We start from the raw sequence: 14,319 nt of genomic DNA on the forward strand, positions 1-14,319 counted from the left end.
GTTACCTCCTAGCCCTCGTAAGTTTCAACTTTAATTACTTTTTTAACCAATAATGTTACGATCAGACACATAACCAGTAAGACTACAGAAATCGCACTGGCATAACCATATTTAAAATAGTTAAAACCTTCTGCATAAAGTTCTGTCGCAAGCACCTCGGTTCTGTGGTTCGGTCCACCCTGAGTCATGTTATACACAAGGTCAAAGAATTTAAGAGAACCGATACAGTTCAATGAAAGTGAAGTTACCATCATTGGTTTAATCAACGGAAGTGTAATGTAACGGAATGACTGTGTCTTTGATGCGCCGTCTATATAAGAAGCTTCATATATGTCTCTGGAAATTCCTGTAATCTGAGCCATATAAAGCATCATATTCTGTCCAACATACTGCCATAAGGCAACAAACGCAATCACCCACATGGGAAGTACAATAAAACCTTTGGAATCCATCAGCCAAAGAGGGCCTTTGATTCCGAACTGTGCCAGCAGATTATTGATACCGATCTTTGGGTTAAACATAAATGCCCATAAAAGACCTAAGGCTGCTGAGGAAAGAACGGATGGAAGATAATAAATATTTTTGAAAAGGTTTCTGCCTTTCTTAATATTGGTAAGCATAACTGCAAGACCAAGGCCGATCACCTGCTGAGTGATAGCAGAAAAGATCATAAAGAAAATAGAGTTTTTTAACGCAATTTTAAATGTAGAATCTTGAAAAAATAGCTTTTTATAGTTTGCAAGTCCGGTAAATTTGGGCGGTGTCAATGCCGCATAATCGCATAAAGAATAATAAACCATCTGCACCATAGGGATAACCAGTACCAGGACAAACATGATCAGTGCCGGTGCGATAAATATGAAAATAGCCTTCTTATTACGTAAAATTTTATCCATAATTGCCTCCATTTAAAAACTGCTGCGGAACTTTTTTCTTCCGCAGCAGCCATGTAAATTCTGTACTATCTATCCACAATTATTTCCAGACGTTTTCTTCATAGAAATCCTGTACTGTCTGGAAGGCTTCTTCCGGAGTCTGGTTTCCAAGGAATATATCAACCATTGCATTGTCGAAGCAGTCACCTGCTTCTACAGATGCCAGAGATTCATTGTAGAATCCAAAAGTACCAGTTGCTTTGTCCATAATATCCTGAACATATTTCAGCTGTGCAGGAGCTTTGTCATAGTCAATGTCAAGATCTTTAATGATCGGGAATTTTCCTCCTATTTCTGCTGTATATTTCTGTGCTTCTTCATCTGTAAACATCTTCATCAGTGCAATTGCTGCATCCTGATGCTCTGTTGTAGAGCTCATCAGTAAGTTGTCTGTTTTAACGATCATACGGTTCGGATCATTCGCTCCTTCGATTTCAGGGAACTGGAATACACCGCATTTGCCCTGGAAATCAGGATTATTGCCATTGATCTGAGCCATAGCCCATGATCCCTGTACCAGCATTGCTGCATCTCCATTGTAGAAGTTTGCTGTAGCCTGATCATTGGAGTCACCAGCTGCTGTTTCCTGGAAATACTGAGATAACTCTTTTAATTTCTCACCTGCAGCAATACAGTTATCGTCTGTCCAGTTTGCTGTATGATCTGCGATTGCCTGAAGATCTACACCTGAACGGTCGCAAAGATAACCTGCGATCATTGACAGGCACCATGCAGTTCCTGCGGAACAGGAGATTGGTGTAATACCAGCATCCTGCAGTTTCTTACATACATCGATCAGTTCATCATAGGTAGTCGGAACTTCTACTCCGGCCTTCTCAAAAAGCTCTGTGTTATAGTATACACAGGCAGCTGCGAAGTTTGTAGGAACTGCCATAATCTTTCCATCATAAGTCAGTCTGTCAAAGATTCCATCTGTAAATGTTGCGTACCAGTCTTTTTCCTGATTCTCAAGAATATCTGTCAGATCTGCTGCTGCTCCTGCATTTACATATACATCCATGTTGGGTCCCGGGTTACAAATGTATACATCCGGTGTCTGTCCTGCTGCGATCAGGGCATTTAATTTTCCGTCATATTCTTCCAGATTTGTTGTGATCGGTGTTACATGGTATTTCCCTTCATATTCTGTATTGAAGCGATCAATAACATCTTTGTATCCTTTGGAAACCAGATCCTCTGTAGCTTCCAGGTCATCCCAGAACATCCATGTGATTTCCTCTGTGTCATCTGCATATGCAGGCACTGCTACTGCCATGGTTCCCGCTACCATAGCTGCTGAAAGTAATACTGAAAGTAATCTCTTCTTGTTCATTTTTTTAATCCTCCTTTTGATTCATTACCTCGTTTCTTGATGGTTCTACTATATCAGAATGTCCTGTGATTGGCTCCATAATTCTTGTCATTTTGCTATCAATTCTTGCTATTTATCCGCTACTATTTTCTTCAATATGTCAATTTTAATAGATTTTTACATTCTTTTTTATGTATTTTGACATATGTTTTTATTATTTCAATTTTTCCAATGTTATATATTGCCATTTACACATGTTTTTGATACATTATATACACAAACATCAAAAAGCAATATTTGCTATCAAAAGCAATAATTAGATGTGAAAGGAGTCCATATGATCCATAATTTACAGGGAATTCATGAAACCGTTGATTACAAAGCAGATACCCAGATCTGTCTTTATTACAATGAGGAAGCCGAAAACTATCCGCCTCACTGGCATCCCTCATTCGAAGTAATCATGCCTGTTATTAATGACTACCGGGTTGTCTGCGGTCATAACGATTATCATATCAAAGAAGGAGAAATTCTTGTTATATGTCCCTGTATGCTTCACGAGCTCTTTGCTCCGGCTACAGGAGAAAGGATTATTTTTCAGCCCGGCCTGAGCCACATCAAGCTAAAAGAGCTAGATCTGATCACACCACTCCTCAGTCCCGCCATTCTGGTCACCAAGGAAGAATATCCACAGATCTATGAACACATCCACCGTCTTATGTTGGAAATCAAGGATGAATATATGAATTTCACCACCTATTCTGAACTTTCCATCATTGCAAAATTCCTGGAAATCCTTGTGGATATTGGCAGAAATCACAAAGCTTTTCATCAGCAGGACGGAGACCGTGATATTCATCATCAGAAAGAATATATGGAGAAATTTCTGTTTATCACCGACTATATCAGCAACCACTTTTCTGAAAACCTTACTCTGGAGGAGGTTGCCAGTCTGGCAGGCTATAGTAAATATCACTTTGCCCGCCTTTTTAAACAATATACTAATTCCTCCTTCTACAAATTTCTGAACCAGAAAAGAATTGAATACGCAAAATCTCTTTTGCTGGATCCGGAGCTTGCTGTTACCGAAGTGGCAACACAATCAGGCTTTTCCAGCCTGTCCGCCTTTTTACGTATGTTCAAACAATTAAACCTGTGCACTCCCACAGAATTCCGAAATATGTATGATTCACAATTCCAAAAAACACCTGCTTCCGGGAAAAAGTAATCCCGGAAGCAGGTGTCTGTATTTTCTGCTTTGCAGAAAATTCACCCCAGATATTCACTGATAACTACATTTCGCAGTTTTCTGGTCAGAGGAAAGGTTCCTGCATCTTTTTTTTGCATACCCATGAGAATGGTCATGTCTTCCTTGGGGAAATTGGCAAAATACATGCCAAGCCAGCCATCCCAGCCGTATTCACCTTCCCTGGCAAACATAACAGCCTGTGACGGATTTTTGCAGACACGCATCAGGTTGCCATAGCTGAAACCATCCAGTCCGATCCACTGATCAAAATCCTGTTGTCCCACAGGCAAGAGCTGTCCGCTGCACATATAGCGCAGGGTTTCAGGCTTAAGGATCTCATGTGTGCCTGTTTTTCCCCCATTTCTCAGCATTCTGGCAAATTTCATATAATCATCCAATGTGGACACCAGTCCTGCACCGCCGGCCTCGTATGCCGGTGGTTTTGCCATATCATTTCTCACAGCCAGATTATTACCTGTATAAAGCTGCATGCCTTTACTTCCATCCTCAGCTGTGACTGTCTCATAAGCCTTTGCCAGACGGCTTTGTTTTTCAGCAGGCACCCAGAATGCAGTGTCCTTCATTTCCAGAGGAGCAAAGAGCTCATCCTGCATAAATTCCGACAGTTTTTTCCCTGAAATCACTTCGATCACAGCCCCCAGAACATCTGCGGAGGTTCCATATCTCCATCCGGTCCCCGGTTCAAAGGCCAGTGGACACCGGGCCAGTCTGTCTGCCAGTTCCCGGGTAGTCATAGGTCTCTCTGTATCCAGACGGTCGCAGGCTTCTGCAAATACCTTATCCACTGCTTTTCCCGGTTCCGTACAATCATCCGGATAAACCATCCCTGATGTCATATTCAGCAGGTCGATGATCCTGAGAGGCTGCTTTGCAGGGCTGGTTCCATGAATATCTGCTGTTTTCAATTCCGAATATGAAGGCAGATACTCGGATACAAACTCCCCTGGATCCAAAAGTCCTCTTTCCATCAGGATCATAGCACATGCTGCTGTCACAGGCTTTGTCTGAGAATAGAGACGGAATATGGTATCTCTGGAAATTAATCTGCGATTTTCTCTGTCAGCCATCCCCTCCTCGCAATAGAGGAGCTCTTCTCCTCCTTTTTCTACCAGAAGATTCACTCCCATCACTTCACAATGATCCACCGCCTGTTTCATTACCTTACTGATCTTCTCTTTTATATCCATGTCATAATACCTCGTTTCTGATTTTTATGGTTCACTTTTTTCTTGTATTCAGATATTTTTTCTTCTGTTACAGTCTTACCTGTGCCTGCTGCCTGTTTTCCTCCCTGAATGCCCTGGGAGTCATATGATATCTTTCCTTGAATACCCTGTGAAAATAACTGTTATTCTCGTATCCCACTGCTGCAATAATGTCACTGATGGCCAGATCTGTGTCACACATCAGCTCTACGGATTTATTCAGACGTTTCCTTTGAAGCAGTTCCTTGAAATTAAAGCCTGTGGTTTTCTTGATCATCTTGCTGAGCACATGCATGGGCAGATGAAGCAGTTCACACAGCTCAGTGAGAGTTGCAGTTTTGTATTTCTGTTCTATGTAATCCAAGGTTGTCATGGAAATCATGTTTTCGTACTGATTTGGCACACGCATTTCCACATACTGTACAGAATCCACCAGATACAGAAAAATCAGTCCCATAGTTGTCTGATTAATCCGGTTATTTTCCCCTTTTCCTGTCACCAGAGAATAGATCATATTCTCCAGCAGATTCTGGATCTGCAGAACCTCTGAGACTTTAAAATATAGATATTGCCCCCTCTCCTCATCCTGCCGGAGAATATTTACCAGAAAATCTGCCAGCACATTGTTTCGCCCTGTCATGGAATAAGCCACATCAAAAAATTCCGGAAGGATCATAAAATTAATGGCAATATCATTCTCCCCTGCAGGCAAAAGCTCATGTCTGGTATACTGGTTGAGAAACAAAAGTTCACCTTTTCCAACCACTACTTTCTTGCCGTCTATTATATTGGTAACAGAGCCTTCACATACATAAAGCACCTCAATAAAATTATGTCTGTGAACAGGAAAATGAACAAACCGGGTATGGGTACGCACAGTGATCAGCTTGCCCTCATCCAGCATCTTTCTGCTGTCTACAATGAAATCCCTGCCTGAGGTATATAGCTCCTTATCCACCTCTGCGCTGCCATCCAGAATTTTCTGTTCTTCCTCTGTAATTTTCTTTAAATGATCTAATAATTCCTGCTGCATGGATTCCACCTTCCGTATGTTTCACAATAATCTGTAAATTCTGTTCCTCACTGCAATTCACAGATATCAGGTCAGGAACAACATATCTTTTTTCAAACACACTCTAACTTCATTATATACGATTCATTTTTTTCATACAACCACAAAAAGAAACGGAGCTAATGCCCCGTTCCCTTTTGTATTTTTATGGAATTTATCAGGTTATCTGATTAGTACAGTTTAGCCATCTCTTCGATGTTTTCTGTGTTGAACTGTAATGGCTCGCCAAGAACGATTTCTGTGCCGCCGTCATCAGCTTCTGTGATTGTGTAATCACCAAGGTCACCAGCTGTGAATGTTTCATCCAGTGCGCCTGTGATGTCGCCGTTGATCAGAGCTGCTGTTGCATATGCGCTGAGTTTACCAAGGCCCTGCATATCCCACAGATAGAAGTATGGGCAGGAATGAGCATCATCATCACCTGTGTACTCCTGCATTTCAGAAGGAAGTCCAAGTCCTGTCAGTTTGCAAGCAGAATCATTATCCTGAAGATATTTAGCTGCTGCTGCGATACCAACTGTTGTAGGTGCACAGATAACTTTCAGATCCGGATATTTCTCAAGAAGAGCTGCTGTCTGGTCTGTAGATTTCTGAGGTTCGTCATCACCATAAGCAACCTCTACCAATTCCAGTTTGCTGTATTTGTCATCGCCTTCCATAATGGATTTCATTGCATCGATCCATGCATTCTGGTTAGCAGCCTGGGAAGTAGCAGAAAGAACTGCCCACTGTCCTTCTCCACCGGAGATATCAAGAACTGCATCCAGAAGAGCCTGTCCAACCTGTTTTGTACCAGCCTGGTTTACGAATATCTGACGGCTGTCTTTATTTGGTGCGGAGTCGAAAGAGGATACTTTGATTCCAGCATCCATAGCTTCTTCCAGTTTAGCCTGAAGAGCATTAACGTCATTTGCAGAGATGCAGATTGCATCCGGTTTCTGGGAAATCAGGTTATCCAGAACTTTGATCTGAGCATCAGCTGTTGCAGCTTCCGGATAAACAACATCTACTGTGCCACCTTCTGCCTCTACAGTTTCCTTAAAAGAGTTTGCTGCGATCTCAAAGAATGCGTTACCAGCGGATTTACCAACCAGTGCGATTTTTTTGCCGTCTGCTGCTCCACCGTCTGCCATTACAGGTGTAGCTGCTGCGAGAACCATTGCTCCACAAAGAATTGCGCTTACTAATTTTTTGTTCATGTTTTTTTCCTCCCTTGGATGAATAAAATATTATATAGCTTTTATTTGCAACTGCCCTTCATCCATTACCCCAAAGGGCAGCTACTGACTGAGTATTTCTGTCCGGATCCCACTCTGCAGATCCTGACTGCTTTATTTTTTTACTGCTCTTTTCACATTTTCAATAATATTCGGAAGTGCTACTGCACAGATCAGAAGTACACCGATGATCAGCAGAATTACCTGTGCATGTACGTTTCTCTGTCCAAGACCAACTCGCAGACATACAATAATGAATGCGGAGATCAGACCGCCTGCCAGGTTACCTTTTCCACCTGTGGAAGAAATTCCTCCGAATACTGCCATTGCGATGGCATCCATTTCAAATCCATTACCTGTGGTGGTGTTGGCACCATAGGATGATGCTACCAGAAACAGAGCACACAGTCCACAGAAAGTTCCCATAACTGTGTAGATAATAAAGCGGATCTTTTTTACATGGATTCCTGAGTAATATGCTGTGAGACGGTTTGTACCAATGGCATATACCCTGCGTCCGAAGGTGGACTTTCCAAGGATCACTGCAAAGATTACTGCAAGGATCAGAACCAGGAACAGAATGTATGGTATTTTTCCTACTTTTCCACCAATAAGACGGAAACCATCTGTATTGGATGCTGAGATACTTCCACCACTTCCCAGTACGATCTCGGCAATACCACGGAAGATAATCTGTGTTGCCAATGTTACGATCATCGGAGGCAGCTCCTCAAACTTTGTAAGGATAAAACCATTGACTGCACCGCAGACAGTTCCCACGATCAGTGCTGTAAGAATTACTACGATAAATGGTGCTCCTGTATTACACATCATACAGCTTAATGTAGCAGACAGACACACGGTTGCACCTACGGAAATATCAATCTCTCCCAGTACCAGGATGTATGCCATAGGGATCATCAAGAATACCTCAGCAAGATATACCGGCATCTGACGGAGCAGATTCTCTAAATTATAATACTCTGAAAAGCCTTTACAGAAAATGTTAATCAGGATAAACAGGACTACCAGGATGCCTTCCCAGCTGAATATCATATGTTTGATCGGACTTTCCGGCACATTGTTAATACTTCTTCCAGATTTTCCAGCCATGAATTACATCTCCCTTCCTTTTAATGCATTTCTGTCAGCAATTCGCTGTAATACTACGTTCACTACAACTACCACCAGGATCAGTACACCCTTGATCGTATTCTGCCACAGAGCACCGATTCCTACCAGAGGAAGTGCCTTGGCAATGGTTGCCAGGATCAGGGAACCTAAGAGAGCTCCCACTACAGTACCGCGGCCACCGCTCATGCTTACACCACCGATTACGCAGGCTGCGATAACATCCATCTCACCGCCGTACTGCATGTCCGGCATGGCTGATGCATAGATGGAAACCTGAAGGGCTCCGCCCAGACCTGCCAGAATACCCATGATGGTGTAAACCAGTAAATTAATATTTTTTACATTAATACCGGAAACCTCTGCTGCACTGGGATTACTTCCTACTGCATAAATCTTACGTCCTGTTCTTGTCCATTTCATGAACCAGAAGAAGAATACATAGCAGAGGATGATGATCCAGATAACACAGTTCAGTCCCAGAAATTTAGATGTTGCAAAATTTTTGAAGCTTCCAAGTGCTGCTGCACCTGCCCATTCACCACCGTGGGATACCAGATATCCCATAGCACGGAATACATACATAAAGCCCATGGTTGCAATAATCGGAGGTACCGCTGCTCTGGAGATTACCAGACCAACAACTGCTCCGCAGGCTGCACCGATAGCAATGGCGATTACAAATGCCAGGAAAGTATTGGAAATATGTCCGTATTTCAATAACATACCAATGGACATACCGGACAGTGCCAGGGTTGACATGATAGAAATATCAATACCGCCAACCAGCATAACACATAACATACCAAGTGACATAACCAGTGTGACTGCGTTATTTTTCAGAAGCTCTATGATTGATTTCGGTGTCAGGAAGGATGGACTGATTGCTGTGACTACCAGACACAGAAGGATCAGGATCACTGCCAGCAACGCTTCACGAGAGCCTGTAATTTTCTTCATGATGGATTTCTTTTCCATTATTTAGCTGCCCCCTCTCCTGCATTCTGGCTTTTCTCCATAGCCAGTTCAAGAATTCTCTCCTGTGTTGCCTCGTTTCTGTCCAGTTCACCGGTTTTACGTCCATTACACATAACGATGATTCTGTCTGCCATTCCCAGGATCTCAGGCATTTCTGAAGAAATCAGGATGATGGCATAGCCTTTCTTTGCCAGATCTCCCATAATCGCATAGATCTCAGCCTTTGCACCAACGTCAACACCCTTGGTAGGCTCATCCATGATTACGACCTTCATTTCCTGGCTCAGAGCCTTGGCAACAACTACCTTCTGCTGATTACCGCCGGAAAGTGAGCTTGCAGGCTGGAAAATATCCACAGCCTTGGTATCCACTTCCTCCAGAAGCTTCTTTGCCAGATCTCTCTCTGTCTTTTCATCATTTAAGCCGTTCTTTGCATATTTACTGATTGTTGGAAGAGTAACATTTCTTCCCAGTCCCCAGCTCATGATCAGACCCTCTTTCTGACGGTCCTCAGGAAGAAGGATAATTCCCTTTTCCATTGCATCTGAAGGCTGTTTGATGTGGACTTCCTGACCTTCCAGGTATATCTTACCTTCATCCGGTCTGGTAATTCCACAGACACTTTCAACTACCTCTGTACGTCCTGCACCTACCAGACCGGTAAGTCCTACGATTTCTCCTGCATGAACGTTAAAGGATACATTTTTATAATAACCGGTTCTGGAAAGTCCTTCTATACGAAGCATTTCCTCTCCGATCTCTACCTCTGGTTTAGGGAACAGATCCTTGATCTCACGGCCAACCATAGCTTTGATCAGATCTGCATTGGTAATTCCATCTACATCGTAAGTTCCGATATACTGGGAATCACGGAATACGGTAACTCTGGAAGCCAGACGGTACATATCTTCAAATCTGTGAGAAATAAAGATAATGGAAACGCCCTCTTCTTTCAGCTGATCTACGATCCTGTAAAGCTCCTCAGACTCTCTTCTTGTCAGTGATGCAGTGGGCTCATCCAGAATAACGATCTTAGCATGTGTGGAAAGAGCCTTGGCAATCTCTACCATCTGCTGCTGTGCCACACTTAAGGTACCCATCTCAGCCGTAGCATCAAAATCTGCATTCAGCTGTTTCAGAAGCTTGTTGGCTTCTTCATTCATGGCTTTCCACTGAATCATCTTATGTTTGATGATCTCATGACCCATAAAAATATTTTCTGCTACAGACAGATGTGGATAAGATGTGGGGTGCTGATAAACGGCTGCGATTCCTGCTGCCTGCGCATCCTTCGGTCCCTTGAAGTCTACCTTCTCACCGAAGAGATACATCTCTCCCTCTTCTGCTTTATGTACACCGGTAATAACCTTGATAAACGTAGATTTACCTGCACCGTTTTCGCCCATCAGTGCATGAACTTCACCGGGTTTTAATTGAAACTGAACATTGTTCAATGCCTTCACGCCCGGAAAAATCTTAGTGATGCCTTTTAACTCAAGAACATAATCAGACACGGTTATTGATTCCTCCCTCTTTCTTAATGTAGCTTTATCATAGCATCACGTTTCTTTTTGGGTAATGGGAAAATATTTAGAATCAGGGTAAAATATTTTCCTGTTGGTATTGTAAGATTATACAAAAGAAGTTTTTTAACAGGTCGTATTTTATACCTTTTTATGGTAAAATAGTTATGAAAAATGTGGTCATCCCGTTTCTATGACCATAAGGAGCAAAAACTTCTACACATATATAATGGAGAAATGATATGAAATTACTGATCGTAGATGACGAGGAGCTAACCCGTACCGGTGTGATCTCCTCTATTGACTGGAAAGCATTGGGGATTGGGGAAGTCCTCCAGGCTGACGATGGAATAAATGGTCTGGAAATGGCAAAGCGACACCGCCCGGAGATTATCCTCTGTGATGTGCGGATGCCCCGCATGACCGGTATTGCCATGCTGGAACGGCTGGAAAAAATCCTGCCGGATACCATCCCTATTTTTATGAGTGGATATTCCGATAAAGACTATCTGAAAGCCGCCATCAAATTAAAGGCTGTAAACTATATCGAAAAGCCACTGAATCCAGCTGAAATCCGTGAGGCTGTGCTGGAAGCCATAGAGCTTTATACAAAGAAGATCCGCTCACACAGAGGCGAAACTCTGCAGTCTATGGAAAACGCCTCCCGCCTGGCCCAGCTTCTCACCACTCCGGGAATAGATTCCCTTCAGGCTGCAGAGCAGCTGGCAGAAGAGCTCGCTCTCCCCTATGGATCAGGTACCCAGGTTACATGCGTGATCATCCGTCTGCGCACCGCCCCTGAATTTGTACAACCTTCCCCGGAAGAGATTTACCATGGTTTCCATAATCTGCTTCAGCATTATCACAGTGACTGTGTGTATGTGGCAAAAAAGCTTCAATTTCTGGTATATTTTATCTTCAGCCCGGATTCTTTTTCTTCACTTATGGCATCAGATATTCAGAATTTTCTGGAAGAACAGTTTGGCTCCTATGAAGATCATTTTATTGCTATGGGCGAAAGCTACCATGGGTTTTCCAAGGCATATCAGGCTTATACCTCTGCCGTGATCCTGCTGGAAAGCAGCTTTTTCTTTCCGGCAAACTCCTATCTTACACCAGAGATTTCCCAAAATTCTTCCAGTGCAAAATCTGCCCCCGGCTTTGCTCCGGAATCGCTTCTGTCAGAAGCTCTTTCTTCTCAGGACTCTGACAAATGCGGACAGATTTTAAAAGACCTTGAAGAACAGTATTTCCGGAATACACAGGTTCTGCCTGACCAGACCAAGGATCTGTACTATAAGCTTTTTCTTTCTCTGGAAAATGCCCGCAGACAGCAAAAGCTGCCCTTACATTCCTCAAATTCCGGAAGCATGATGTCCCTTTTGGAAAACTGTTTTACCTTTCAGGAGCTTCATAATACTTTGTGCAGCCAGGTGGACAACTATTTTTCTGATCTGCAGGATGCTGTCCCTGAGAATTCCACCATTTTCCTTATCCGGGACTATATCAGCAAAAATTACGGGAATGAGACCTTATCCGTCAAGGATATCAGCGATCATGTGTTTTTGTCTGCCTCCTATGTATGTACCTTTTTCAAAAATGAAACCGGGCAGACTCTCAATCAGTATCTGACCGAATTCCGAATGGAAAAGGCTAAGGCTCTTTTGGCAGATCCCCGATATAAAATTGCAGACATCTCTTCCAGAGTCGGTTACAGTGACGGAAATTATTTCGGAAAAAGTTTCCGCAAATATACCGGACTGTCGCCTTCTGAATACAGAGAAAAATCAAACAGATAGGGGGATCAAAATGACACAGAAAAATCCCCGGGGATTCCGGGCGTGGTATGGAGATCTAAAGCTTCAGAGCAAATTCACCCTTGCCCTCACTCTGATTGTTGTAGTGCCTGCTATTCTGGTTGCTGTATTTTTTTATCACCAGCTTTATGACATGGTGGTTTCCAACACAATCCGCAAAGAACAGATCAGTTCTGCCAAAACTGCACCTCTTATTGAAGACACTGTGGATGATGTAACTGCTGCCTATGATGATCTGGCATCCATTCCTTTTTTTAAAACCATCTTTCACAATCCGGTAAGCACTCCCCTGGGATATGTGACCCACGGGGAACAGGCAGAAGAATTTAAAGAAAAAGTCAGCGCAGTCTGCGACAGTCACCAGATCAAGGGAATCCGAATTTATGTGGATACCCCGGCAGACCAGAACAGTCTTCTGGTCAGTGAGAATACCTGTGATCTATTTCTGCCGATTTCCCAGGCAAGGGGAACCTACTGGTATGGCATTTTTCAGGGCAGTCATATGACAGAGCTTTACTGTCCTCCCTTTTATCTGGGCGCAAAGGAAAAAGAGAGCTATGGGGATCTGGCCTATATCCGTAAGATCTCGGTTAATTATTACAATACAGTCTACGATGCCTATGTTGCTGTTTATTATTCCAGTTCCACTTTCGAAAAAATACTTTCAGAAAATCTGGCTCTTGAGGGAAGTGTATCCTATATTATTAATGACCGTAACAGTGCTGTGGCTTCCTCTGATGACTCCCTCTCCGGTATTTACTGGCTGGACTATGATACCATCAAGGACTCCTTTATGTCCTCTAATAATTTCATCGAGCAGAATATTCTGGGGGAAACTGTATACGCAGGCTTCTACAGCATTACTGTTCCTAACTGGTACATGGTAACAATCCTTCCTTCCAGACCATTGATCACCCAGAGTAATCAGCTGATCTTTCAGCTGCTGTTTATCTACCTGGCAATCCTGGTCTTTGCCATTATACTGGCCAGCCTTTTGTCCCGTTCTATCACCAGCCGCCTTTCCTCCGTGATCCGGCAGATGAAAAAAGTACGGCAGGGACCACCGGTACCTATGGATAGTCCTGTTTATCACGATGAAGTAGGTGATCTCATTGACACCTATAACTATATGACCCGAAAAATGAATGAACTGATCCAGAAACAGGCAAAAGCTTCTGAAGACCTGCGCATCGCAGAATTCAATTCCCTACAGGCCCAGATCAACCCACATTTTCTGTATAATACTATGGATATGATCAACTGGCAGGCCTTGCAGGGACATACGGAGGAGGTCAGCACAGCTGTACAGAATCTGTCCCGGTTCTATAAGCTCACCCTGAGCCGCAAGAAGGGAATCTCCACCATAGCCCATGAGGAAGAGCATGTTTCCATTTATATAAGTCTGCAGAATATGCGATATCATGACAGCATTGACCTGATCTCTGATATTCCTGATGAGCTGATGGAATATCAGATTCCCAAGCTGACCCTGCAGCCTGTAGTAGAAAATTCAATTCTCCATGGTATTCTGGAAAAAGAAAGCAAATCCGGCACTATCGTACTCACCGGATGGCTGGAGGATCAGGATGTGGTTCTGCTGATCTCCGATGATGGTGTGGGAATTTCTCCGGAGAAAATGCCTACAATTCTTTCCGGCACAGGCCACAGCCGCACCGGCGGTACCAATATTGCTATTTACAACACGCACCGAAGGCTGCAGATCCTGTATGGACCAAAATACGGACTTACCTACACAAGCAAGCCCGGACAGGGCACTGAAGTACAAATCCGTATTCCTGCAAAAAAAGAAACCTGACAATCTGCCGGGTTTCTTTCTTTTTGAATATGTGTTTTATATG

Annotated in this window: 11 protein-coding genes; 3 read left to right on the forward strand and 8 right to left on the reverse strand. The window is 43.2% G+C overall.

What is annotated here, in order from left to right:
* Nucleotides 1-8 precede the first annotated feature (8 nt).
* Nucleotides 9-896 carry a carbohydrate ABC transporter permease gene (locus tag ACTNDS_RS06500; RefSeq protein ID WP_117850467.1) on the reverse strand — a complete coding sequence of 296 codons (888 nt, stop codon included), beginning with the start codon at nucleotides 894-896 and terminating at the stop codon, nucleotides 9-11.
* 79 nt (nucleotides 897-975) lie between these two features.
* Nucleotides 976-2,268: an ABC transporter substrate-binding protein gene (locus ACTNDS_RS06505; protein ID WP_441034543.1), complete on the reverse strand. Its 1,293-nt coding sequence runs from the start codon at nucleotides 2,266-2,268 to the stop codon at nucleotides 976-978.
* A gap of 316 nt (nucleotides 2,269-2,584) precedes the next feature.
* Between ACTNDS_RS06505 and ACTNDS_RS06510 the strand changes: the two genes are divergently transcribed.
* Nucleotides 2,585-3,475: a helix-turn-helix domain-containing protein gene (locus tag ACTNDS_RS06510; RefSeq protein ID WP_441034545.1), complete on the forward strand. Its 891-nt coding sequence runs from the start codon at nucleotides 2,585-2,587 to the stop codon at nucleotides 3,473-3,475.
* 41 nt (nucleotides 3,476-3,516) lie between these two features.
* Here ACTNDS_RS06510 and ACTNDS_RS06515 read toward each other — a convergent pair whose 3' ends face one another.
* The 6 genes from ACTNDS_RS06515 to ACTNDS_RS06540 form a co-directional block, all read right to left on the reverse strand.
* Nucleotides 3,517-4,704 (reverse strand): serine hydrolase domain-containing protein, encoded by a 1,188-nt coding sequence (locus ACTNDS_RS06515; RefSeq protein WP_441034546.1) that lies wholly within the window; start codon nucleotides 4,702-4,704, stop codon nucleotides 3,517-3,519.
* Between the two features lie 67 nt (nucleotides 4,705-4,771).
* Entirely contained in the window at nucleotides 4,772-5,755 is a 984-nt protein-coding gene (locus ACTNDS_RS06520) for an AraC family transcriptional regulator (protein WP_441034548.1), read from the reverse strand.
* Nucleotides 5,756-5,964: 209 nt separating this feature from the next.
* The gene (locus tag ACTNDS_RS06525) at nucleotides 5,965-6,993 is read right to left on the reverse strand and encodes a substrate-binding domain-containing protein (RefSeq protein ID WP_441034550.1); all 1,029 of its coding nucleotides are present in this window, start codon (nucleotides 6,991-6,993) and stop codon (nucleotides 5,965-5,967) included.
* Nucleotides 6,994-7,125: 132 nt separating this feature from the next.
* Nucleotides 7,126-8,124, reverse strand: coding sequence for an ABC transporter permease (locus tag ACTNDS_RS06530; RefSeq protein WP_441034552.1), 999 nt, complete (start codon nucleotides 8,122-8,124; stop codon nucleotides 7,126-7,128).
* Nucleotides 8,125-8,127: 3 nt separating this feature from the next.
* Nucleotides 8,128-9,120 (reverse strand): ABC transporter permease, encoded by a 993-nt coding sequence (locus ACTNDS_RS06535; protein WP_173742171.1) that lies wholly within the window; start codon nucleotides 9,118-9,120, stop codon nucleotides 8,128-8,130.
* Complete coding sequence (locus tag ACTNDS_RS06540; protein ID WP_441034554.1) at nucleotides 9,120-10,634, reverse strand: sugar ABC transporter ATP-binding protein; 1,515 nt, start codon at nucleotides 10,632-10,634, stop codon at nucleotides 9,120-9,122. Before ACTNDS_RS06540 ends, ACTNDS_RS06535 begins: the two co-directional genes overlap by 1 nt.
* A 251-nt stretch (nucleotides 10,635-10,885) precedes the next feature.
* On the opposite strand from ACTNDS_RS06540, the gene ACTNDS_RS06545 reads away from it, so the two are divergent.
* Both ACTNDS_RS06545 and ACTNDS_RS06550 read left to right on the forward strand, forming a co-directional pair.
* Nucleotides 10,886-12,442, forward strand: coding sequence for a response regulator transcription factor (locus ACTNDS_RS06545; protein WP_441034556.1), 1,557 nt, complete (start codon nucleotides 10,886-10,888; stop codon nucleotides 12,440-12,442).
* Between the two features lie 10 nt (nucleotides 12,443-12,452).
* On the forward strand, nucleotides 12,453-14,276 hold the full coding sequence (locus ACTNDS_RS06550; protein WP_441034558.1) for a sensor histidine kinase: 1,824 nt from the start codon (nucleotides 12,453-12,455) through the stop codon (nucleotides 14,274-14,276).
* Nucleotides 14,277-14,319 lie beyond the last annotated feature (43 nt).

The organism is Blautia sp. HCP3S3_C12 (genome assembly GCF_052064155.1).
GTDB lineage: Bacteria > Bacillota > Clostridia > Lachnospirales > Lachnospiraceae > Blautia_A.